Below are 22,645 nucleotides of genomic sequence, written 5' to 3' on the forward strand. Positions count from 1 at the left end.
GAAATGCTGGATCCTATTTACCTTGGGTGTCGTAAAAGAAATACCGTCTCCCCGCCGGGAGAGTTGATATCCCGTCGCTATGCTGTCCAGGCAAACGAGTGCATCTGCAGTTTGTTGAATGAAACGCTGGATCGTGCCTCTTCATGACAACTACGTGCGGACTGACGCGACATGATGACTCATCGAGTTTCGACAGAACACGGCAAAGCAAGGGGCTTCAAGGCCATACGCCTCCCAACGCTGGTCGCGCCTGCGATTACCTATGCGTTGCTGTTGGGCAGCACGTATGCGAACGCAGGCGGCATCCTGATCTATGAAGCCGGCCAGGAAGGCAACGGCCTGGCCAATGCCGGCGCCGCAGCGCTGGCCAAGGATCCCAGCGTGCTGATGAACAACCCTGCGGGCCTGACGCAGTTGCAAGGCACCCAGGTCAGCGCCAATGCCCAGGTGATCCTGGGCGACGTGCACTTTTCCCGCGATAGCAACAACCAGTTCGACGGCAACGAAGGCGGCAACGCCCTGCATTACCTGCCCGGCGCCAGCCTGTTCATCAGTCACCAGCTCAATGATCGCGCCGCGATCGGTTTTGGCATGTATGGCAACTTCGGCCTGGCACTGGATTACGACGACGATTGGGCCGGGCGCTACTTCAACCAGGAAGCGGCTATCATCGGCATTTCCTTCCAGCCGACGCTGGCGTACAAGTTCACCGATGACCTGTCCGTGGGCATCGGCCCGCGCATCATGTACAGCTACTACCGCACCGAAATGGCCATAAACAACAACCTGCTGGGCCTGCGCGACCGCCCCGATGGCCAGCTGGAATACAAGGACACTGACGTCGGCACTGGCGTCAACCTAGGGGTGCTCTACCAACTCAGCCCACGCACCAAACTCGGCTTTGCCTACACCAGCAAGATCAAGCTGGAGTTCGAAGACAGCCCTGACGTGCGCAACATCAGCAACCCGATCCTCAACGCCGGTTTGCGCAGGCTTGATGTGGATACCCTGGCGCTGGACCTGAACGTCCCGCAAACCGCCACCTTCAGCGTGGCCCACGAATTGGACGAGCAATGGACGCTGCTGGGCAGCCTCGGCTGGCAGGACTGGAGCGACTTCGGCGATGTGGGAGTGGACGTCGACGCCAACAACGGTGGCATCAGCCGTACCGTCAACCGCAAGTACAAAGACACCTGGCACGCCTCGCTCGGCACCCAGTACCAGGCGACCCCTCGCCTGCGCTGGAGCATGGGCCTGGGCTACGACAGCTCGGCAGTGGACGACGAGGACCGCACGGTGGACAACCCCATGGGAGAGTCCTGGCGCCTGGCGACGGGCGTCAACTACATGATCGATGAAGGGCTCGACGTGCACCTGGCCTACACCCTGATATGGCTGGGCGACATGGCGGTGGAGCAAACGAAATCCCGGTCAGGCAACACTTTGTCCGGCAGTTTCGACAACAGTGCGCTACATATCATTGGAGGGGGCGCGACCTGGCGCTTCTAAGTGTTCACGACACCTACCTCAGCACCCTGCCCGCGGAGCAATGCCCAATGTCCCAAGGAGAAACTGCATGAACTTGAAGTCGCTCGCTACTACCGTGTGCCTATCCTCGTTACTGCTCTGCGGTTGTGCGAGCAAGTACGTGGAGTCCGATCAGTATTCTGGCTTTCTCAAGGACTACAGCATCCTCAAGGAAGAAAAGTCCCCCTCCGGTGCCCCGGTGATGCGTTGGGTCAAGCCAGGCGTCAATGCCAACGCCTTCCGCAGCGTCTATATCGAACCCAGCCAGCTCTATCCGCGGCCGCAGCCGACCGAGAAGGTCCCGCAATCCACCCTCCAGGGCATCACCCAGTACTACGACCAGACACTGAAATCGCAGTTCTCCAAAGTCCTGCCGCTGGCCACCAGCCCAGGCCCGGGCGTATTGGTCGTGCGTCCGGCGATCACGGCAGTCAGCGCCTCCACCAAGAGCCTGCGCCCGTATGAAGTGATCCCGATCGCCCTGATCGCCGCAGGTATCAGCACCGCCACCGGCATTCGCGACCAGGACACCAGCATCGCCACCGAGGCCGCCTTCATCGATGGCAGCAACAACCAGCTGGTGGCCGAAGTGGTGCGCAAAGGTGCCGGTACGGAGCTCGAGAACTCCTCCCAGGTCATGCAGGCCAAAGATGCCAAGGCCGTGCTCGATGGCTGGGCGCAGGACATGGTCAAGTCCTTCCAGGCCCTGAGGAAGTAACCCCTCGCTAGGCGCGGATGTCCGAGCAACGGCGTCCGCTTCGCGGGTAGCGCCGAAATCGAGCAGATGATCAGCGACATCCGCACCGGCACCGTACAGGCGGTCGGTGCCATGCGCGCCAGTGAGAGCCGCGCCAACAGCACGCTGGAGATCGCCCAGTACGACGTGGCCATCCTGGCCGCGAACCTGCTCCTGGCCATGGCCATGTCCTGAGCCGTTGACACGCCTGCCCGCGCATAAGGTCGACGTGCTCAAAGCTGCCCTGGGGGCTGATCGAACGCGAGAGCCGCCCGGCCTGAGCGCTGCAGGCTGGACTCGCGACCGGGCTCACGGCGCAGGTATCAGGTCGAGCGTGCGCTCCACTTCCTCGATGTCGATCCTGAAACCATCGCCCTCGGGGGTGCCGACCACATAGGCGAAGTGCTGGCTGTCGCGGTCGGTGTGGTACTTGTAGTAGCTGACGAAGCGATTGGGCGGCTGCAGGGCGAGCAATGCGCCGCCCGGCTGCAGGACGTTGACGCCATGCACCAACTGGCTGCCCTCGACCCCGATGACCACCTGCGCCCCGGCGCAGGCGGCGACAATGGACGGCACGTCGCTTTTGAGCGGGTCGACCACGTGAAAGCCACGGGTCCGCCGCAAGTGCTCGGCCAGCTCGAGTTCGTTACGCAGCAAGCGCAGGTCGCCATCGCCGCCGCGCAGCAGGAACACGCCGGGATGCGGCTGGTAGCTCACCCGCGACAGCAGCTTGTCGCCCATGGCACGAAAACGCAGGTACTTGTTGCGGTTGTTGCAGAAGTCATCGAACAGCACCAGCTCATGGAAGAACGCGCCGCTCAAGCGCCTGGGCTTCATGCCGAGCCATTCTTCGTAGGGCGGTGCCTGGGTGTAGATTGGAAAACGCGCCGACGGCCCGACGGTGACCGGCACGCCCTCGTCGGCGGCCAATGGGTAGGTCACGCAGTCTTCGACCATCCAGTTGCCGAACCAGGTGTTGCCATTGACCGAGCAATAGATGGCCCCACGGTCGATCTCATGCTCCACCACCACCCGAGGAAACGCGCGTGGCCGTTGGGAAAGCCAGAAGTTTGCGCGGCCTTTGTAGAGCACGCCATCGATCAACCAGACGTTCTTGAGCAGATAACCCCGGGTCGGGCCCTGCACCACTTCGCCCAACCCCGCCATGGTGCGGGCCGGATGTTCATACGGATAGAAACGTTTTTCCTCCCAACCGGTGACGCGCTCCAGTTGGCCGGGCAGCGCGATGGCCGGCGGGGAAAACGACAGGCAGCCGGGGGCGATGTCCCAGCTTTTTTCCGCGATGCTTTTCAGACTGATATCGACCTGACGGGCCAGCCGTTTTCGTGCGATGTATTTATAGGCGGCCAAGGTCCAGTGTCGGCGATGATGAGAGTCCAATTGACTGAATGCCGATACCTCACTTTCCATGAACAGTCCTCCCCATTGAGCGGGTCCTGTCAGAAACACCAAACTATCAAGAATGCATTACCATTCTTTATAGATCTGGCTAATAGACCGGAACATCAACGCGAAATGTCAATCACATCACTTAACCCGTTGATATGAAAGCGGAGTCTCACACATGAAACGCCCCTGCATATCCAGTAACAAGTAAAGGTGCCAACAATTAACTTTGCAAGCGCTCGGCAACGGGGAATTGTCAATTATTTTATGGCGTCAAATTTATCTCCCAGCGAATAGTTTGCAGTTGCACTGCAATAACCCAGCAGTATTGAACGGCGTTCAATCAATATGGGGATGCTATTGGGCCAGACGCGTGCGCTGGGCTTGCAGCTCGGCAATTTTCGCGTCGAGATCACCATCAGGTAGTAGGCCGGCATGTACAGATCCTTCGTGCTTTCCACCAGCCAGGCCGCGATAGTCGGGGTCAGCCCGGCGATCAGCACCGAAATGTTGAAGGCGCTGGCCAAGGCGCTGTAGCGGATGTGGGTGGGGAACATCGCCGGCAAGGTGGACGCCATCACACCGATGAAGAAGTTGAGCAGCACGGCCAGGGGGCGGATCAGGAACGGCACCGAGAACGCTGGGCAGGCTTTGTGGCGCTGCACGGCGCAGCCCTCTTTAAAAGCAGATTTACCCAAAGACTGCACAGTCCCTGTGGGAGCGGGTTCACCCGCGAATGCGGTAGTGGATTCACCAACGTATTCGCGGGTGAACCCGCTCCTACAGAGATCGCGCCAGCCTCAAAGCCAGCACCCCCACACAGGATCAGGCAATCGCCTGGGCCCCCGCTCCTTCGCGGTGGCGTCTGACCATCCGCTGCAGCAGGCTGGATACCACCACACCCACCACCGCCAGCACGCTCATCAGACTGAACACATAGGTGTAGCCCTGCTCGCCTGGGTAGTGGTCCAGCAACGCGCCGTAGATCACGTAGGCGAACATGCCCGGCGCATAGCCGATCAGGCAGCCGATGCCGAACGCGGAGCCGGTGATGCGCGAAGGGATGCCCACTTCGCTCATCGGCGCCCAGAACACCCCACGCATGGTGAACACAACCAGGGCGAAGGACAACGTCGCCGCCAGCCCCGCATAGATGTAGCTTTCACCACGCGGAATGCTGAGGATGACCAGCATCAGCGGCAGCAAGGCAACGAAGGCCCACTTGAGGTAGCGGCTCGAGCTCTTGAGTTGTTTGTCGGCGATGAAGCCACCGGCCGGGCCACCGAGGACCTTGAGGAAGTACTGGTTGATGATGCCGTAGACACCCACCAATGCCACCGGCAGGTGGTACATGTCCTTGAGGTATGGGATGAAGTAGGTCAGGCCGCAGTACACGATGTAGACCATGAACACGTTCAGGCTCACCAGCCAGATCCCCGGCATGCGCACCGCCTCCAGCAGCCCCGACAGACCGATGGGCTCGCGGGTGCTGTTGACCTGGCGGGCATCCTTGAGCAGGAACAGCGCCAGCACGCCAACGCCGATGTCGATCAGCGAATAGAACGCGATGGCCGCCTTGAGGCCTGCCGCACCAGAACCCAGGGCAACGAACACGCCGAGGGCGGAAAACGCCACCAGGGTATCCACCGCGCCACGCCCGCCTTCGAGCAGGCCGAACATGCGGCTTTGCTCCTGGTCATTGCCCAGGTTGCGGATGGCCTTGAGCAGCGAGGGCCAGAAAATGCAGTCGGCGCACACCGCCAGCAGGCCGAAGATGATGAGCAACTGGTTGTAGCCCGGGAAGCTTGCCAGGTACAGGCCCAGACCACCGATGCTCACCAGCCCCAGCGGGATGAGCTTGCGCGTTTCGAAGCGGTCGGCCAGAAAGCCACCCACCACGAACAGCACGGTGGCGACGATGGCGTTGACGCTCAGCAGCGTGCCGATCTGGGTATGGGTCAGCCCCATGTGCTCCTGCATCGGGATGTAGAAAGCGTCCTTGAGGTTGGACAGTTTATAGATGGTCCCGCCGCCGAGGACGAGGATCAAAAAGCGTAGCCACTTGGCTTTGACCGAAGCTGTCATTGTTGTTCTCCACGGTTTCCAGGGTGAGGGTCAGGCGTCGGCGGCCAGGGCCAGCTCGGCCAACACGCGCATCTCGGCCAGCAGCTCACGGACATAGCGCACCTGGTCATTGGCCCAGCGGTGCTCGTCGGCCAGCATCTGCTCCAGGCTGTAGCCCGGTGGCAAGGGTGTTTCGCTCATCTCGCGGTAGACGATGAAAGGGTCGGCGTCCTCGCCTACCTGGCGGAACGCCGGAGCGATGTAGTGGTTTTCCTGCTCGAGGATGAATGCCACCACCTGGGGTGTGGACTCGCCCAGCAGCAACAGCTCCATCAGCATGCGCGCGCCGGGCAGTTGATCCTCGGCGCTGCCCTGCAGCACCCCGTAATGACCAAAACCGTTGGCCTCAGGCACCACGCGCACGCCCTTGAGGTGGACCTGGCGAATGAACGGCGCCAGGTTCGCCAGCGCAGGCAACGGCTGCTCGCAGGCATTGATCATGTTGCCGAAGTCGAACAGGGCATTGAGACGTGGGTGCCCGACCCGACGCAGCAAGGTGGCGATCTCGTCGCTCTTGAGCTCTTCGTGTTGCTCGAAGTCGAAGTTCAGGTCGTGCTCATCGGCCAGGCGCGCCAGGCGGCGCAGGTCATCCTCGATGATGCTCATCACCCGCGACAGGTGCCCTTCGTAGCGCGAGTACACACGGATGTTGCGGCTGCCGATGGCACGCGCGACAGCCACAGCCTGGTCGACGTCGGCGGGCAGCGTGCTGCTGATTTCCAGATGCACGTCCAGCCCGAGGCCGCGGGCTTTGTCAGCGAAGGCCGCCAGGCGTTCAGACGTCATGCGCGAGAGGCTGTTGTGCTCGCCATCGAGCAAATGCAGCGAGAGACCGTCGAGCCCATGCCGGTAGGCAAAGTCGAGCATGTCCTCGGGGGTGACCCGTCCGTGGGTGAGGTTGGTCAGAAGCGGATAACCGTGGGCGAACAACCGCAGGCTGTCCAGACGCGCCAGCAGACGGCGAGCAAGGTCGGCGGTGAGCAGCACGGGCGTGCACGGCGCCTGCGCGTTGTGGCCCATGAGACCGGCGAAACGGGCTTGGATAGGATTCATTATTGTCATTTCCTCAGAGCGATGCCGGGGTGGCCGGCCGTGCCTTTATCGCTCCGAAGTGGCCCCATCCATAGAGCCATTAACCTTTTGTTGGTATAGCCATTTTGAAGGCCTGGCTCAGCCCCGCATGCCCAGCGCATCAAGGGCCTGGGACAGCTCGCGCACCCGCTGCGCGGCCTGCTCGACGGGCGTGGCGGCAAAGCCCAGCAGCAGCCCCGGCGGTAGGTAGCGCTGCAGGCAGTAGTCGTTCAGCGCATAGGTATAGACCTGATGATTGCCCAGCCCGCGGGCCAGGGCATCATCGTCCACACCCTCGGGCAGCCAGCCGATCAGGTGCAGCCCCGCTTCCACTGGCGCCACTGAAAGAAACCCGCCCAACTGGCGTTGCAGTGCCTCCACCAGGCTGGCCTGGCGCTCCTGGTAGAGCGCGCGCATATGGCGGATGTGCCCGAGGAAGTGGCCGTCGAACATGAAGTCGGCCGTGGTCGCCTGGTGCAACGTGGAGGGGCTGCGGTCCATCACCGCGCGGATCGCGCAGAACGGCTCCACAAGCGCTTCGGGCAGGATCACATAGCCCAGCCGCAACGACGGATAGAGTACCTTGCTGAAGGTGCCGACGTAGATCACCCGCTGCCATGGATCCATCGCATGCAGCGCCGGCAGCGACCGGCCCACGTAGCGGAATTCGCTGTCGCAGTCATCCTCGACGATCCAGCCCTGGCTGCGCGCGGCCCAGTCGATCAGTTCCTGGCGTCGTGGGTAGCTCATGGTGGTGCCCAAGGGGTGCTGGCGCGAAGGCGTGGTGAAGACCAGGCGCGCTTCAGGGCACTCACGTATCCCTTGCTGCACGTCCAGCCCCTGCTCGTCGATCCGCAGGGGCACGAGCTGGCAGCCCAATGCCTGGAAGGCGATGCGCGCGGCAATGTGCCCGGGGTCTTCCATCCACACCCGGTCACCTGGGTTGAGTAGCAGCATGCCCAACAGGTTGAAGGCTTGCTGGGCGCCGGAGGTGATCACCACCTGCTCCACGCTGCACTCGATGCCACGCGCATCGAACACGTATTCGACAATGGCCTCGCGCAGGCGCTGCAGGCCTTTGAGTTCGCCATAGGCCAATTGGGCTTTGTCGGGTTTGCGCAAGTGGCGGTTCATCAGGCGCTTCCACACCGGCATGGGAAACGCATCGTAGGCTGGGTGGCTGGGCAGCAAGGACACCTGACGCTGCGGGTCCCAGGCACTGTAGGAAATCCCGCTGAAGTGCTCGCTGCGCAGCGAATGCACGGCCTGGCTCAGGCTCGACAGGCGTGGCGGCTTGGTGGGCAGGTCGGACTGGGCCACCCTGCCCTGCCATTCGTTGCCCACGTAGGTGCCGGCCCCAGTGCGCGAGGCGAGAAAGCCCTCGGCGGTGAGCAGGTCGAAGGCGTTGAGCAGCGTGATCCGCGACAGCGACAGTTCCTTGCACAGGGTGCGGGTAGAAGGCAGGCGCGTGCCGCCGGGCAAGCGGCCGCTGAGGATCTGCTTGCGCAGTTGCAGGTAGAGTTGGCGGTAGAGCGGAACCGAGCTGCCGCGATCGAGCTCGACGCCGCTGAGCAGCACGCCACCGGGGGTTTTCATGAAGTTCATGTCCTGAGGGCCAGAGGGCTATTGTGCGCTGGCTCTCGCCTTCCATGAAACGCTTTCACCCTCGAATGCGAGAGTGAATTCACCGACGCTTTCGCGGATAAACCCGTTCCTACAACGATCGAGGCGCTGCTCAGGCCCGCACTTTGCGCACGGGCTCGGCGCTGCGTTGTTGCTCTTCCCAGCCTTCCACCAGTCCGACCGGCACATCGGCAGGCGCGAGCGGCTGGCGGCCGCGTACCAGGTCCGAGGCACGCTCGGCGAGCATGATGGTCGGCGCGTTGAGGTTACCGTTGGGCTCGCTCGGGAACACCGAGGAGTCGATCACCCGCAGGCCTTGCAGGCCACGCACGCGCAGCTCGGAGTCGACCACCGCCATGTCGTCCTCACCCATCCGGCAGGAGCCGCAGGGGTGCATGGTGCTTTCCATGTTGGCGCGTACGAAGGCGTCGATCTGCTCATCGGTCTGCACATGAGGGCCGGGCGCCAGTTCCTCGCCACGGAAGCGGTCCATGGCCGGCTGGGCGATGATCTCCCGGGTCAGGCGCACGCAACGTCGGAAGCCTTCCTTGTCCTCCTCGCTTTCCAGGTAGTTGAAGCGGATCTCCGGGTGCTGGTACGGGTCGGCCGACAGCGCCCGCACATGACCACGACTCTTGGGCTTGTTCGGGCCGGTAAGCACCATGAAACCATGGCCCTTGAACGGTTTGTCGCCGTCATAACGCATGGCGGCCGGCAGGAAGTGGAACTGAATGTCCGGCCAGCGCAGGCCCTTGGCCGAGCGGATGAAGCCCCCGGCCTCGAAGTGGTTGCTCGCCCCCAGGCCATCCTTGAACAGCAGCCAGCGCAGGCCGATCATCGCCTTGCCCAGCAGGTTCATCTTGCCGTTGAGGGTCACCGGCTCCTTGCAGGCGTACTGGATGTAGATTTCCGAGTGATCCTGCAGGTTCTCGCCCACGCCCGGCAGGTCGTGACGCACTTCGATGCCAGCCTTCTTCAGCACCTCCTGCGGGCCAATCCCCGAGCGCTGCAACAGGTGCGGCGAGCCGATCGGGCCGGAGGACACCAGCACTTCGCGGTTGCAGTAGACCTTATGGGTCTTGCCGCCCTCGTCGTATTCGACCCCCACCGCGCGCTTGCCGTCGAGCAGGATGCGCCGGGTCATGGCGTGGGTGACGACGGTCAGGTTCGGGCGAGTCATGGCCGGGCGCAGGTAGGCATTGGCGGTGGACCAACGCACGCCATCCTTGACGGTCATGTGCATGGCGCCGAAGCCTTCCTGCATGTAGCCGTTGCAGTCGTCGGTCTTGATGTAGCCAGCCTCGGCGCCGGCCTCCACCCAGGCGCCGTACAGCGGGTTCTGCATGTTGTTGCCGTTGTTGGTGGCCAGCGGACCGCTTGCGCCGCGGTAGTCGTCACCGCCGAACTTGAAGGTCTCGGCGCGCTTGAAGTACGGCAGGCAGTTGCGATAGCTCCAGTTCTTCGCACCCAGGCTTTCCCACTCGTCGAAGTCGTGGGCATGGCCGCGGATGTAGACCAGGCCGTTGATCGAGGACGAGCCGCCCAACACCTTGCCCCGCGGGCAGTGCAGGCGCCGGCCATCGAGATGGGGTTCGGCGACGGTCTCGTAGCGCCAGTTGTATTTCTTGGTGTTCATCGGCAGCGAGAAGGCGCTGGGCATCTGGATCAGCACGCTGCGGTCGCTGCCGCCGAATTCCAGGACCAACACCGAGGTGCCGGCGTCTTCGGTCAGGCGGTTGGCCAGGACGCAGCCGGCAGAGCCTGCGCCGATGATGATGTAGTCATATCGCTTGTTCATTTGCTGTAACCCTTTGCTCCGAGGCCTGCTGCCTCGATGTTGCGTTCATTGCCCTTTGGGTAGCCGCCCCAGCCCAGGCGACTGGCCAGTGCGCGGGTCAGCCCGTAATGCACCAGCCCAGCCAGCAGGCAGGACGGCAGCGAAGCGGTGGCGAAGGTGAAGAAGGAGGTGTGGGCCAGGGTCTGCGGGTTGAACACCACCACGTAGATCGCGAAGCCTGCCACCAGCGCCACCAGCGCGACGGGGTTGAAGCCGCCGCAGAAGCGCAGTGGCGATGTGTCTTGCGCGGCATAGAGCTGGCGCAGGTTCACCCGCTTACGGCGCAGGAAGAAGTAATCGGCGATGCCGATCCCAGCCAGGGCGCTGTTCAGTGCCGAAGTCCACACCAGGAAGATGAAGAAGCCGTCGTAGATGCCCGGGAAGAACAGCACGATGGCCACCGGAATCACGCAGAACAGCCCCACCAGCACACCCCAGCGCACGCTGCGCAAGCGCTCCCCGGTCACTTGCCGCAAACCGATGACTGCGGTGTAGAGGATGTTGACCATGCCGGTCAGGTTGGCCAGTGCCAGAAAGCCCAACGCCACCACGCCGAAGGCCATGCCACCGGCCAAGCGCATCCAGGCGGTCGGGTCGCTGCTGCCCAAGGTCGATGCGGCGAACAGGCTGACGGTCTCGCCCAGGGAGGCGGCACCGAAGATCCCCACCAGGTTCGGCCAGAAGGCCGTGCGCTGGTTGCTGCACAGGCGCGACAGGTTGCCGATGTAGGGCCACCAGGAGAACCCGGCCGCGATGTTGATCTCCACGGCGATCATGAAGTTGATGCGCGAATCGGCGAACGGCGGTTGCAAGGCTGGCATGGCCAGCAGTTGGTCCAGGCTGTGGCTGCGGGAGATGAAGTACATCAGCGCCAGCATGATCAGGATCAGGCTGGGTGCGATGATCGCGCTCAGCAAGCGGATCATGTCCGGCCCGCGCATGGCCACCAGCGCCGCCAGAACGATGGCCAGCAAGGCACCGCCGGTCACCAGCCAGCCGTCGCCATCGGGCGGGACTTGCTGCACCAGGGTTTCCAGGTTGTCCAGCGCTCGCCCGCACATCAGCCCCAGCACCGCCAGCCAGCCCATGGTGAGCACCACCACCGACAGGATGTAGACCAGGCGGCTGCCATTGAGGCCGAACATGCTGCGCAGGAAGGTGAACTGCTCCACCCCATACTTGCCGCACGGCACACAGGTGGAGAACGCTGCGAGGATCACCCCCACGATGTTGCCGATGACAATGGCGCAAATCCCTTGCTTGGGGCCGACGAACAGCGCCGTGGCGCCGCCGATCAGAAACACCCAGGTAGCCACCGCGAGTGCGGAGTTGGCGTAGGCATAACCCCAGAAACCCCAGACCCGCTCGCTGGGCAACAAGGGGGTGTCGCCGCGCTCGGCGGCCAGTCGGAACTCCTGCTCTCTGGACGGGCTCATGCCTGGCCCCCCCACAGATAGAAGCCCACCATCACGACCAGGGCGAACACCGCCAGCGCCAGGTAGTCACCGACGCCCATCGCACCTGGCCAATCCGTCCGTCCTTCCAGTTCCTCATAGGCGCACAGGCGCCTTTCCAGATCTTGTGCTCGCTCTACATCTGCTTGGCTGTTCATGGGCATCACCTCGATAGGTTCTTGTTCTTGAAATTCGATGCATCCGATAAATCAGCGCCGCCCGCCAACCTCAGCGGCGCTGGCCAGCCCTGGACCTCAGGGCAAGGTGATCCAGACCGCCTTGGTCTCCAGCAAGAACTCCAGTTGTTCGGCGCCCATGTCCTTGCCATAGCCCGACTGCTTATAGCCGCCGAAAGGCATGGACGGATCGAGGGTGCTGTGCGCGTTGACGTAGACGGTCCCTGCCCGCAGACGCGGAATCAGGCCGTGGACCCGGCCCAGGTCGTTGGAGTAGATGGCCGCGGCCAAGCCGAACTCCGAGTCGTTGGCCAATTCCACCGCCTGCTCCTGGGTGTCGAACGGTTGGGTCACCAGCACCGGGCCGAAGATCTCTTCACGCACGATGCGCATGTCATGGGTGCAGTTGGCGAAGATCGTCGGCTGCACGAAGAAGCCCGGGCCTTGGACCGGTTCGCCGCCGTAATACACCTGCGCGCCTTCGCTCTTGCCGAGAGCGATGTACTCCAGCACCCGCTGCTGTTGCTGACGCGACACCATGGGGCTGATGAAGCAATCCGGGTCCAGGCCGGGGGCGATCTTGAGCGTTGCGGTGTAGCGCGCCAGCGCCTCCAGGAAGGCCGGGTAGATGCTGCGCTCGATGTAGGCGCGGGTCCCGGCGTCGCACACTTGGCCTGAGTTGAAGAATACGCCGTTGGCCACCGCCTGGGCGGCGGCTTCTACATCGGCATCGGCGAACACGATCACCGGCGACTTGCCACCGAGTTCCAGGGTCAGGCGCTTCATCTGGTCCATCGAGGCCTTGCCCACTGTGCAGCCGACCGGGGTGGAGCCGGTGAAGCTCAGCTTGTCGATGCCTGGGTGACTGGACATGGCGTTACCCACCACGCTACCACGGCCGGTGACGATGTTCACCACGCCGTCGGGCAGCCCGGCCTCCTGCACCAGCTCGGCGAAACGCAGGGCCGAAAGCGAGGTGAGCTCAGCCGGCTTGACCACCACGGTGCAGCCAACGGCCAAGGCTGCGCCCAGCTTCCAGGCCATGGTCTGCAGCGGGAAGTTCCACGGCACGATCACCCCGACCACACCCACCGCTTCCTTGCGGGTGTACGCCAGGTAGTTGCCCGGCAGCGAGGGCTCGACGGTGCGCCCGTGGATCTTGCTGGCCCAGCCGGCGAAATAGCGGAAGGTGTCGATGGTGCCCTGGATGTCCACGGCACGCGCCTGGTCGACCGACTTGCCCATGTCGATGGACTCGATCTGCGCCAGTTCCTCGCCATTGGCCTCGATCAGATCGGCCAGGCGGTGCAGCACGCGCTCACGCTCCAACGGCTTGAGCTGGCTCCAAGGGCCGCCGTCGAACTGCGCACGCGCAGCCTTGACGGCGCGATCCAGGTCCTCGGCGGTACCCATGGGGATGCGGGTGAGCACCGCTTCGGTCGAGGGTTCGATCACTTCAGCGGTGGCGCCATCGCTGGCCTGCACCCAGGCGCCGCCAATGAACATATGCTGCTGCTTGGAGAGAAAGCGCTGGGTCGCCTCGGAAACACCGAAGGTCTGCAGGTAGTTCTTTACCTTGTTGTCCACGTTGGAAACTCCGGATCAGCGAGCTTTGGCGCGCGCGTGGAAGATGAAGCCGATGCTGTTCATCAGCAGTTGCGCGGCGAGGATGGACGTCACGCCAGCGGGGTCATAGGCCGGAGCCACTTCCACCAGGTCCATGCCGACGATGCGGCCGTTGCTGCGCTTGGCCAGCGCCTGGATGATCTCCAGCACTTCGTAGTACTGGAAGCCGCCATGGCTCGGGGTGCCGGTGCCCGGGGCGATGGACGGGTCGAAGCCGTCGATGTCGATGGTGATGTAGTAGTCGATGTCCTGGGGGATCTTCGCCAGCACGCCTTCGACACCCAGGCGGCGCACGTCGCGCACCGAGAGAATGTTCGAGCCGGCATCGCGGGCAGCGTCGTAGTCGTCGCGGTTGGAGGAGGACACGTTGCGGATGCCCATCTGGGTCATGCCGGTGATGTTCGACAGCTCCGAAGCGCGGCGCAGGGGGTTGCCGTGGCCATAGCGCACGCCGTGGCGCTCGTCGACGAAGTCAAGGTGGGCGTCGAAGTGGATGATGTGGATCGGATCGCGCCCTTCGAAGGCCTTGATGACCGGCGCATGGATCGAGTGGTCACCGCCCAGTACCACCGGCATAGCGCCGCTGGCGAGGATCTGGCGCACGGCCGATTCGATGTTGGCGTTGCTGGTGGCCATGTCGGTGTGCACGATGTCGGCGTCGCCCACATCGACCATGCGCACCTGGTCTTCGGTCAGGTAGGTGGCGTCATCTTCGTGGTCATAGGCGCCGGAGTGGCCGAAGGAGAACAGCGTGGATGCCTCGCGGATGCCGCGCGGTCCGAAGCGTGCGCCGGAACGCCATTGGGTGCCCATGTCGTTGGGCGCACCGAGGATCGCCACATCGGCGTCGATGGCGTTCCAGTCGGTGCAGATGGGCGACTTGGCGAACGTGCAATGCCCTACGAAGGGCAGGTTCAGACGGCCGGATTCATAACCATGCTTTGCCATGTTCGAGCTTCTCCAATTTCTTGTTCTGGTCAGGAGACGGGGCGACTGTGCGACACCGTTGAAACCACTATGGGCCCGGCCAGGCCCTGGAAAAATGCGCAAGTCCAGATGCATACATCGGCTACGCCGAAGTATCTGGCGCGGCCGATGTCTGCATCTGCGCAAGCCGACGCTGCCGCAGGCGTTTTACCAAACGCCAGGATTGCGGTCGCTCTGCGTGCAGGGTTAGCTTTGGCAAAAACACATTCAGCCGAGCGTTCATATCAGCAGCCCGCGATGTGACCTCGGCCCGGGAGGCCGCGGTGATCCAGCTCCACGATGTCGATCTCAAGCTCCTCAGGGTGTTCGCCACCATCGTCAAGTGCGGCGGGTTTTCCGCGGCGCAGGCGGCGCTGAACACCGGCCAGTCCACCATCAGCGAACAGATGACGCACCTGGAGACCCGCCTGGGCGTCAAGCTCTGCCAGCGCGGGCGCAGCGGCTTTCGCCTCACCGAGCAGGGCGTGGCCATCCATGAAGCCACCTTGCGGCTTTTGAGCGCGGTGGAAAGCTTCTGCATGGACGCCGACGTGCTCAAGCAGCACATCAGCGGCCAGCTCAATTTGGGGATCATCGACTCCACGCTGACCGACCCCGACTCACCGCTGCCGCGCACCACACAGCGCTTCGTCTCCCGGGGCCACGATGCCCAGCTGAACATCTACATCGGCGCCCCGGCGGAGCTCGAAGAGCGGGTGCTGGACGGGCGCCTTCACCTGGCCATCGGGCACTTTCCCCTGCGGGTGCCGGGGCTGTCCTACCTGCCGCTGTACAACGAAGCCTTGGGGCTGTATTGCGGCCGTCGCCACCCGCTGTTCGCCAGCAAACCGGCCAACGGGCGCCTGCTCGAAGAGGTGCGCGCCTGCCGGATCGTGGTGCGCGGCTACATGCAGCAGTACGACCTGACGCAGTTGGGCATGAGCAAGGCCGACGCCACCGTGGAGAACATCGAGGCGGCGGCGATCCTGATCATTTCCGGGGCCTATATCGGGTTCTTGCCGGTGCATTTCGCCGAGCAGTGGGTCAAGACCGGCGAGATGCACCGACTAGGCGCCAATGCCCTGGACCTCACCTCCCCCTTCGACGTCATCACCCGACGCGGCGTGACCCCGCCGCCGATCCTGCAGGCGTTTCTGGAGGACCTGAACACGTGTATGTATCAGCCCGGGTTTGCGTGAATACGAGTCGAGCAGTGGTTGGTTTTGAGGTTGTGAGTTTATCCATTTGACATGGCGACGCTCGTTCACCTTTCTGCCCTTACGGCGGTGCCTGGGCTGGCGTTATTTCATTCAGTGGTTTTTGTGGTGAACTTTTTGGCGCATTCGCGGGTAAACCCACAAGGATCGCGTCGCTCTTGGGGTTGTGTTGCGCCTGTCAGACCGGGCGCAAACGTTAGGACGACGCGATACCTGCGGGTTTACCCGCGAAGAGCGCACCACGGATTCAAAGCCAGACTGCATCCCCAGTGCGGGTACTCCCTGACTGAGCACAGACGCCAGGGCGACGCGATCCGTGTGGGAGCGGGTTTACCCGCGAAGAGCGCACCACGGGTTCAAAGCCAGACGGCATCCCAGTGCGGGTACTCCCTGATGCTGTTCACCAAGCCCGCCCGCAGCGGGTTGGCCACAATGTACCTGGCCACTGCCTTCACCTCCTCCTCCCGACGCAGCGCCCGGTCTTGGTAGCCCGGTTGCCAAATCGGATGATCTTCAACACCTGACTGATGCAAGGTACGGCTTGAGCGCGACTTGAACCTGCACATCAAGGTGCCCAGCGTTGCAGCCTTCAGTTCGATCAACCAATGAAGATGATCCGGCATTACCACCCATGCCAACGATCGACAGGCCTGCTCCTGGTCCAACAGACGTAGATGGTGAATCACCAGGCGAGCAGGTCGAAGATTGCAAAACAACGGTTTGCGACGATGCGTGACAGTGGTCAACAGGTACAACCTGCCAGGCGCCGAGTAGCGGCCACGGCGCAGCAGGTGGGATTTGGCGAGAGGCATTGGATCTTCCTTGAATCAGGTCTCGCCTTAAGCCTAGTGATTCGGTCGAACTGCCCAGGTGGGGAATGGTTTCTGGATATGCTTGTGTTGTCCTCTTCGCGGGTAAACCCACCTGGTCCGCGCAGGCCCTGGTGGGTTTACCCGCGAAAAGCCCAGTGCCTAAAGGCAAGTCTGACGAATGCGCTTCTTGTCGATCTTGCCCACGCTGGTCTTGGGGATTTGGTCCACGAAACGCACCTGCCGGGGCACGGCCCATTTGTTCAGTCGCCCGTTGTCGACGTATTGCTGCAGATGCCGGGCAAGGGCTGGCTGGTCCAGCGTCACGCCTTCGGTGCAGACCACCAGGGCCAGCGGCTGTTCACCCCAGCGCTCGTCCGGCAGCCCGATCACGGCGACGGAGTCGACGCCGGGGTGCTGGCTGATCAGGCTTTCCAGCTCTACCGAACTGATCCACTCGCCCCCGGTCTTGATCACGTCCTTGATCCGGTCGCGGATGCGCATCACCCCGCGCGCGTCGATGCACGCCAAGTCGCCGGTGTGCAACCAGCCGCCGGCCCAGAGCGCAGCGCCTTGCTCGGGCGCGTTGAGGTAGCCCTGGGTCAGCCAGGGCGCACGCACCACCACTTCGCCGAGGGTTTCGCCGTCATGAGCCACGTCTTGGCCCTCGCCATCGACGATGCGCAGATCCACCAGCGGGATCGGCACTCCGGCCGCGATGCGCAGGGGCACCTGCTGCGCCATGGGCAGCGCCAGGTCTTGGGCGCTCAGGCAGGTAAGACTGAGCAATGGGCAGGTTTCGGACATGCCGTAACCGCAATGCACGCGAATGCCCCGCTCACTCGCCCGCTGGGCCAGGCCCTGGGTCAGGGCGCTGCCGCCCAGGAGCATCTTCCAACCCTTGAGGTCAGTGCGCTTGCCCTCTTCGCAGTCGAGCATCATCTGCAGCAAGGTGGGCACGCAATGGGAGAAGGTCACCCCTTCGTCACGGTACAGGCGCACCAACTGGTTGGCCTCGTACCGCCCGGGATAGACCTGCTTGATGCCCAGCGCCGTGGCCACATAGGGCACGCCCCAGGCGTGCACATGGAACATTGGCGTGATCGGCATGTACACATCGCCCGTGCGCAACAGCGGCTCGCCACCGCAAGCGGCGAGCGTGCCCAGCTCGTTGAGGGTGTGCAGCACCAGTTGGCGATGGGTGAAGTACACGCCCTTCGGCTCGCCAGTGGTGCCGGTGGTGTAGAACAGCGTCGCGACGGAGTTTTCATCGAAATCGGGGAAGTCGAAGTGGCTGTCCACTGCCGCCAGCAAGGCCTCGTACTCGCCCACCAACGGTAGGCCAGTCACTGGCGCCAGGCCTTCGCCAAGACGGATGAAGCGCTCGACCGTGCCCAACTCGCCGTGCAGTTGTTCCATCAGCGGCAGGAAATCGTCATGCACCAGCACGAGCCGGTCTTCGGCGTGGTTCATGGTGTAGCGGATCTGCTCGGCGGACAGGCGCACGTTGACCGTGTGCAGCACCGCGCCAATCATCGGCACGGCGAAGAAGCACTCCAGCGCCCGGTGGCTGTCCCAGTCGAGCAAGGCCACGGTATCCCCCGGGCGCACGCCGGCCTCGATGAGCACATTGGCCAAACGCTGGATGCGCGTCTGCAGGGTGGTGTAGCTGTAGCGCAGCTGGTCGGCGTAGACGATCTCCTGCCCCGGCTGGTAGCGCACGCCCGACAGCAGCAGGCGCTTGATCAGTAGTGGGTAGGTGTAGGCCTCGGCCGCCGGTGCGATGACGCGGGTCTTGATCATGGCGCCCTCCATCACAGCTGCGCCTCGTCGAGCAGGTAGAGGCTGTCGCTGCCAGCCTTGACCACGGCGCTGAGCGAGTGGATGCGCGGCAGCACGCGAGCGAAGTAGAACCGCGCCGTGCCCACCTTGCTCTGGTAGAACGCGCCCTCCTGCGCCATGGCCACATCGGCCATCCGCGCCCACAGGTAGGCGTACAGCGTGTAGCCGAAGGCGTGCAGGTACTCCACCGCCGCCGCGCCGATTTCTCGCGGGTTGCCCTGGGCGCGGTCGAGCACCGAGGCGGTCAGTTCGTCCAGGTTGTCCAGCGCGGCCAGCAACGGCGTGCGGAACTCGCCGCGCGACGGCGCCAGGCCCTGGGCGAATGCGCGCATCTCATCGGACAGCAATTGATAGCTGCGCCCGCCGTCGGCGACCAATTTGCGGCCCACCAGGTCCAGGGCCTGGATGCCATTGGCACCCTCGTAGATCTGGGTGATGCGGCAGTCGCGGATCAACTGCTCCTGGCCCCACTCGCGGATATAGCCATGGCCGCCGAACACCTGCTGGCCGTGCACCGTCGTCTCCAGCCCCATGTCGGTCAGAAACGCCTTGGCCACCGGCGTCAGCAGCGCCACACGGGCCTCGGCCTGGCCGCGCACGTCGGCTTGCTCGCTGTACTTGGCCACGTCCAGTTGCTGCGCCACGTAGGTGGAAAACGCTCGCCCGCCTTCGTTGAGCGCCTTCATGATCAGCAGCATGCGGCGCACGTCCGGGTGCACGATGATCGGGTCGGCCGCCTTGTCGGGCGCCTCGGTGCCAGTGGCCGCGCGGCCCTGCAGGCGGTCCCGGGCATAGGCCAGGGCGTTCTGGTAGGAACGCTCGCCCAGGGCCAGGCCCTGGATGCCGACGCCCAGGCGCTCGTAGTTCATCATGGTGAACATGGCGTTCAGGCCCTTGTTCGCCTCCCCCACCAGGTAGCCCAGAGCACCATCGAAGTTCATCACGCAGGTGGCCGAGGCCTTGATGCCCATCTTGTGCTCGATGGAGCCACAACTGACCGCGTTGGCCTCGCCCAGCTCGCCATCGTCCTCGACCAGCACCTTGGGCACCAGGAACAAGGAGATCCCCTTGGCACCGGCCGGTGCGTCAGGCAGCTTGGCCAGCACCAGGTGGATGATGTTTTCGGTCAGGTCCTGCTCGCCGCCGGTGATGAAGATCTTGGTGCCGGTGATGCGGTAGCGACCATCGGCCTGGGGCTCGGCGCGGGTGCGGATCAAACCCAGGTCGGTGCCGGCGTGGGGCTCGGTCAGGCACATCGACCCGGTCCAGCGGCCCTCGTACATCGGCGGCAGGTAGCGGGCCTTGAGCGCGTCGCTGGCATGGTTGAGCAACGACAGGCAGGCGCCGGCCGTGAGCATCGGGTACAGGCCGAACGACAGGTTGGCGGCGTTGAGCATTTCCTCGACCTGGACGCCGATCACCTTGGGCATGCCCATGCCGCCGAACGCCGGAGCGCCCGTCACACCCACCCAGCCATCGGCCGCGTAGGTCCGGTAGGCGTCGGCAAAGCCATCCGGGGTCGTCACCGTGCCGGCCTCGAAGCGACAGCCTTGTTCGTCGCCGCTGCGGTTGAGCGGCGCCACGACCTGGGCGATGACCTTGCCCGCCTGTTCGAGCACGGCCTTGGCGGTATCGGCATCGACCTGTTCCACCAGTGCAGGCGTCTGCGCCCACCAAGCCGGGATATCGAAGACTTCGTTGAACAGAAAATCCATATCGCGCAAAGGCGCAAGGTAATCAGACATGAGACGAACACTCGGCTTCTTGGTTGTTGGCGTGCAGCCCACCTTGGGTGTGGGGGCTGGTGGCGGTCGCCCGGACCTTGTCGCCGGGCAGGAGGAAGTACGACAGCGCCGGGATCAGCACCAGCGCGCCGAGCATGTTCCACAGGAACATGAAGGTCAGCAGCAGGCCCATGTCGGCCTGGAACTTGATCGGTGACCAGGCCCAGCCCACCACACCGGCGGCCAGGGTGATGCCCACCAGGCCCACGACCCGGCCGGTGAAGGCCACGGCGTTCTGGTAGGCCTGGGCCAGCGAGAGCCCCTTGCGCTGGTAATGCAGCTGCACGCTGAGCAGGTACAAGGCGTAGTCCACGCCGATCCCCACGCCCAGGGCGATCACCGGCAAGGTGGCGACCTTCACACCAATGCCCATGGCCACCATCAGCGCCTCGCACAGCACCGAGGTGAGCATCAGCGGCAGCACCGCCACCAAGGTGGCGCGCCAGCTGCGGAAGGTCACCAGGCAGAACAGCGTGACGGCCAGGTACACCAGCAACAGCATGGTGCGGTTGGCCTCACGCACCACGATGTTGGTGGCAGCCTCGATCCCGGCGCTACCGGCGGCGAGCAGGAACTGCCGATCATCACTGCTGTTGGCCTGGGCGAAGCGCTCGGCGGCAGCCACCACCTCGTCCAAGGTGTCGGCCTTGTGGTCCTTGAGGTAGGCGATCACCGGCATCAGCGAGCAATCGTTGTTGAACAACTCTGGGGCGTTGACCGAGGCCTGCTGGGCGGCGTAGTTGAGCACGTCCTGGTTGCGCTGGATGCTGTTGAGCTTGGGGTTGCCCTCGTAAGTACCGGCGGTGATCTGGCGCACGGCGTTGGTCAGCGACAGCGTGGTCTGCACACCTGGCAGTTGTTGCAGCGCCCAGGCCAGGCGATCGGCCAACACCAATGTCTGGTAGCGCAGACAGCCTTCAGACGCGGTCTTGACCATGACCGCGAAGGTGTCGCTGGAGAGCGCGTAATGGTCGGTGATGTAGGCGTTGTCGCGGTTGTAGCGCGAGTCGGCGTGCAGCTCCGGGGCGCCACTGTCCAGATCGCCGATCTTCAGCTGCAGGCTGGCCCACAGCCCCCCTGCCCCCATTGCCACGGCCACCAGCACCGCCGCCGTGGCCCACTTGCGCTCGGTAAAGCGGTCCAGCACATCCCACAGTTTGCCGAAGCCCCGGTGCGCGGCGGCGCGCGAATCGATGCGCAAGGCGCGCTCGGCGGCCTTGCGTCCGACACCGATGTACGACAGCGCCACCGGCATCAACAGCAGCGAGGTGAAGATCAGCACCGCCACGCCGATGCTGGCGGTGATGGCCAGGTCCTTGATCACCGGAATGTCGATCAGCATCAGCACGGCAAAACCCACCGCGTCGGCCAACAGCGCCGTCACCCCGGCCACGAACAGGCGGCGGAAGGTGTAGCGAGCCGCTACCTGGCGGTGGGTGCCGCGCCCGATGTCCTGCATGATGCCGTTCATCTTCTGCGCGGCGTGGGACACGCCGATGGCGAAGATCAAGAACGGCACCAGAATCGAGTACGGATCGATTGCATAGCCCAGCCAGGCGACGATGCCCAACTGCCAGACCACCGCGGTCAGCGAGCACAGCACCACCAGCAAGGTACTGCGCACGCAGCGGGTGTACAGGTAGATGATCACCAGGCTCGTGACCACCGCCAGGGCGAAGAACAGCATCACCTGGATCAAGCCGTCGATCAGGTCGCCCATCAGCTTGGCGAAGCCGATCACATGGACCTTGTAGGGGCCGGCCGCTTCGTAGTGACTGCGCAGTTGTTCGAGCTGACGGGAGAACGCGTGGTAGTCCACGCCACGGCCGGTGGCCGAATCCCGGTCGAGCAGCGGCACCACCAGCATGCTCGACTTGAAGTCACGGGCCACCAGGCTGCCGACGATGTTGGCGCGCTCGATGTTCTGGCGCAGTTGCTCGATATCCGCCTGTGCCCCTTGGTAGCCGTCCGGCATCACCGGGCCGCCCTGGAAGCCCTCTTCGGTGACCTCCGTCCAGCGCACCGCCGGGCTCCACAACGACTTCATCCAGGCACGGTCCACGCCCTGGCTGAGAAACAACTCATCGTTGATGTGCCGCAGGGTCTGCAGGTAGGCCGGGTCGAAGATGTCGCCCTCGGTGTTCTCCACTACCACCCGCAATGAATTGCCCAGGCCGCGCAGGGACTGGCGGTTGTCCAGGTAATTCTGGATGTAGGGGTGGCTCTGCGGAATCATCTTCTCGAAGCTTGGACGCAGCTCCAGGCGGGTCAGCGCCACATAGCCCAGCACCAGCGTGGTCAGGCACATGGCGAGCACGAACGCCAGGCGATGGTTGAACACCAGGCGCTCCAGCCCGTTGCCCGAGCGCATGTCGAAATCTTCGAGGTTGCGGATCACCGGCAGGGTGTCTTGTTGGATATCGGCCATCAGGGTTTTCTCTTGTTA

Annotated in this window: 17 protein-coding genes and 1 pseudogene; 4 read left to right on the forward strand and 14 right to left on the reverse strand. The window is 63.7% G+C overall.

Going from position 1 to position 22,645, the window contains the following annotated elements; translation table 11 throughout:
• Nucleotides 1-171: 171 nt before the first annotated feature.
• From IEC33019_RS11315 to IEC33019_RS27360, 3 genes are all read left to right on the forward strand, one after another.
• Nucleotides 172-1,509 (forward strand): OmpP1/FadL family transporter, encoded by a 1,338-nt coding sequence (locus IEC33019_RS11315; protein ID WP_244509721.1) that lies wholly within the window; start codon nucleotides 172-174, stop codon nucleotides 1,507-1,509.
• A 67-nt stretch (nucleotides 1,510-1,576) separates the two neighbouring features.
• Nucleotides 1,577-2,245, forward strand: coding sequence for a DUF3313 domain-containing protein (locus IEC33019_RS11320; RefSeq protein WP_070091801.1), 669 nt, complete (start codon nucleotides 1,577-1,579; stop codon nucleotides 2,243-2,245).
• Nucleotides 2,246-2,311: 66 nt separating this feature from the next.
• A complete protein-coding gene (locus tag IEC33019_RS27360; RefSeq protein ID WP_157765887.1) occupies nucleotides 2,312-2,458 on the forward strand; it encodes a hypothetical protein in 147 nt (48 codons plus the stop codon).
• Nucleotides 2,459-2,572: 114 nt separating this feature from the next.
• On the opposite strand, the gene IEC33019_RS11325 is transcribed toward IEC33019_RS27360, so the two are convergent.
• From IEC33019_RS11325 to speB, 10 genes and pseudogenes are all read right to left on the reverse strand, one after another.
• Complete coding sequence (locus tag IEC33019_RS11325) at nucleotides 2,573-3,694, reverse strand: glycosyltransferase 61 family protein (RefSeq protein WP_070091802.1); 1,122 nt, start codon at nucleotides 3,692-3,694, stop codon at nucleotides 2,573-2,575.
• A 383-nt stretch (nucleotides 3,695-4,077) separates the two neighbouring features.
• A pseudogene (locus tag IEC33019_RS11330) lies at nucleotides 4,078-4,281 on the reverse strand (MFS transporter); the annotation flags it as partial.
• 214 nt (nucleotides 4,282-4,495) lie between these two features.
• Nucleotides 4,496-5,755: an MFS transporter gene (locus tag IEC33019_RS11335; RefSeq protein ID WP_070091804.1), complete on the reverse strand. Its 1,260-nt coding sequence runs from the start codon at nucleotides 5,753-5,755 to the stop codon at nucleotides 4,496-4,498.
• Between the two features lie 30 nt (nucleotides 5,756-5,785).
• Entirely contained in the window at nucleotides 5,786-6,850 is a 1,065-nt protein-coding gene (locus tag IEC33019_RS11340; RefSeq protein ID WP_070091907.1) for a sugar phosphate isomerase/epimerase family protein, read from the reverse strand.
• A gap of 114 nt (nucleotides 6,851-6,964) precedes the next feature.
• On the reverse strand, nucleotides 6,965-8,461 hold the full coding sequence (locus tag IEC33019_RS11345; RefSeq protein WP_070091805.1) for a PLP-dependent aminotransferase family protein: 1,497 nt from the start codon (nucleotides 8,459-8,461) through the stop codon (nucleotides 6,965-6,967).
• Between the two features lie 139 nt (nucleotides 8,462-8,600).
• Nucleotides 8,601-10,286, reverse strand: coding sequence for a choline dehydrogenase (betA, locus tag IEC33019_RS11350; protein WP_070091806.1), 1,686 nt, complete (start codon nucleotides 10,284-10,286; stop codon nucleotides 8,601-8,603).
• A complete protein-coding gene (locus tag IEC33019_RS11355; RefSeq protein ID WP_070091807.1) occupies nucleotides 10,283-11,761 on the reverse strand; it encodes a purine-cytosine permease family protein in 1,479 nt (492 codons plus the stop codon). Before IEC33019_RS11355 ends, betA begins: the two co-directional genes overlap by 4 nt.
• Nucleotides 11,758-11,937, reverse strand: a complete 180-nt coding sequence (locus IEC33019_RS11360) for a hypothetical protein (RefSeq protein WP_043215793.1) — start codon at nucleotides 11,935-11,937, stop codon at nucleotides 11,758-11,760. Before IEC33019_RS11360 ends, IEC33019_RS11355 begins: the two co-directional genes overlap by 4 nt.
• 96 nt (nucleotides 11,938-12,033) lie before the next feature.
• A complete protein-coding gene (locus tag IEC33019_RS11365) occupies nucleotides 12,034-13,542 on the reverse strand; it encodes an aldehyde dehydrogenase family protein (protein ID WP_070091808.1) in 1,509 nt (502 codons plus the stop codon).
• 15 nt (nucleotides 13,543-13,557) lie between these two features.
• Complete coding sequence (gene speB, locus IEC33019_RS11370) at nucleotides 13,558-14,529, reverse strand: agmatinase (protein ID WP_043215790.1); 972 nt, start codon at nucleotides 14,527-14,529, stop codon at nucleotides 13,558-13,560.
• 302 nt (nucleotides 14,530-14,831) lie between these two features.
• Here speB and IEC33019_RS11375 point away from each other — a divergent pair, with 302 nt between their 5' ends.
• On the forward strand, nucleotides 14,832-15,746 hold the full coding sequence (locus IEC33019_RS11375) for a LysR family transcriptional regulator (protein WP_070091809.1): 915 nt from the start codon (nucleotides 14,832-14,834) through the stop codon (nucleotides 15,744-15,746).
• Between the two features lie 374 nt (nucleotides 15,747-16,120).
• Here IEC33019_RS11375 and IEC33019_RS11380 read toward each other — a convergent pair whose 3' ends face one another.
• The 4 genes from IEC33019_RS11380 to IEC33019_RS11395 all read right to left on the reverse strand — a co-directional run bounded on the left by IEC33019_RS11380 (nucleotide 16,121) and on the right by IEC33019_RS11395 (nucleotide 22,627).
• On the reverse strand, nucleotides 16,121-16,576 hold the full coding sequence (locus IEC33019_RS11380) for an REP-associated tyrosine transposase (RefSeq protein ID WP_070091810.1): 456 nt from the start codon (nucleotides 16,574-16,576) through the stop codon (nucleotides 16,121-16,123).
• 159 nt (nucleotides 16,577-16,735) lie between these two features.
• Nucleotides 16,736-18,376, reverse strand: coding sequence for a fatty acid--CoA ligase (locus IEC33019_RS11385; protein ID WP_070091811.1), 1,641 nt, complete (start codon nucleotides 18,374-18,376; stop codon nucleotides 16,736-16,738).
• 11 nt (nucleotides 18,377-18,387) lie between these two features.
• Nucleotides 18,388-20,160, reverse strand: coding sequence for an acyl-CoA dehydrogenase C-terminal domain-containing protein (locus IEC33019_RS11390; RefSeq protein WP_070091812.1), 1,773 nt, complete (start codon nucleotides 20,158-20,160; stop codon nucleotides 18,388-18,390).
• The gene (locus IEC33019_RS11395; protein WP_070091813.1) at nucleotides 20,153-22,627 is read right to left on the reverse strand and encodes an efflux RND transporter permease subunit; all 2,475 of its coding nucleotides are present in this window, start codon (nucleotides 22,625-22,627) and stop codon (nucleotides 20,153-20,155) included. Before IEC33019_RS11395 ends, IEC33019_RS11390 begins: the two co-directional genes overlap by 8 nt.
• Between the last annotated feature and the right edge of the window lie 18 nt (nucleotides 22,628-22,645).

Source organism: Pseudomonas putida (assembly GCF_002741075.1).
GTDB lineage: Bacteria > Pseudomonadota > Gammaproteobacteria > Pseudomonadales > Pseudomonadaceae > Aquipseudomonas > Aquipseudomonas putida_T.

Coding starts and splice junctions, on each gene's coding strand:
- IEC33019_RS11315 (WP_244509721.1), top strand. CDS start 172: ATGATGACTCATCGAGTTTCGACAGAACACGGCAAAGCAAGGGGCTTC.
- IEC33019_RS11320 (WP_070091801.1), top strand. CDS start 1,577: ATGAACTTGAAGTCGCTCGCTACTACCGTGTGCCTATCCTCGTTACTG.
- IEC33019_RS27360 (WP_157765887.1), top strand. CDS start 2,312: ATGATCAGCGACATCCGCACCGGCACCGTACAGGCGGTCGGTGCCATG.
- IEC33019_RS11325 (WP_070091802.1), bottom strand. CDS start 3,694: ATGGAAAGTGAGGTATCGGCATTCAGTCAATTGGACTCTCATCATCGC.
- IEC33019_RS11335 (WP_070091804.1), bottom strand. CDS start 5,755: ATGACAGCTTCGGTCAAAGCCAAGTGGCTACGCTTTTTGATCCTCGTC.
- IEC33019_RS11345 (WP_070091805.1), bottom strand. CDS start 8,461: ATGAAAACCCCCGGTGGCGTGCTGCTCAGCGGCGTCGAGCTCGATCGC.
- betA (WP_070091806.1), bottom strand. CDS start 10,286: ATGAACAAGCGATATGACTACATCATCATCGGCGCAGGCTCTGCCGGC.
- IEC33019_RS11355 (WP_070091807.1), bottom strand. CDS start 11,761: ATGAGCCCGTCCAGAGAGCAGGAGTTCCGACTGGCCGCCGAGCGCGGC.
- IEC33019_RS11360 (WP_043215793.1), bottom strand. CDS start 11,937: ATGAACAGCCAAGCAGATGTAGAGCGAGCACAAGATCTGGAAAGGCGC.
- speB (WP_043215790.1), bottom strand. CDS start 14,529: ATGGCAAAGCATGGTTATGAATCCGGCCGTCTGAACCTGCCCTTCGTA.
- IEC33019_RS11380 (WP_070091810.1), bottom strand. CDS start 16,576: ATGCCTCTCGCCAAATCCCACCTGCTGCGCCGTGGCCGCTACTCGGCG.
- IEC33019_RS11385 (WP_070091811.1), bottom strand. CDS start 18,376: ATGATCAAGACCCGCGTCATCGCACCGGCGGCCGAGGCCTACACCTAC.
- IEC33019_RS11390 (WP_070091812.1), bottom strand. CDS start 20,160: ATGTCTGATTACCTTGCGCCTTTGCGCGATATGGATTTTCTGTTCAAC.
- IEC33019_RS11395 (WP_070091813.1), bottom strand. CDS start 22,627: ATGGCCGATATCCAACAAGACACCCTGCCGGTGATCCGCAACCTCGAA.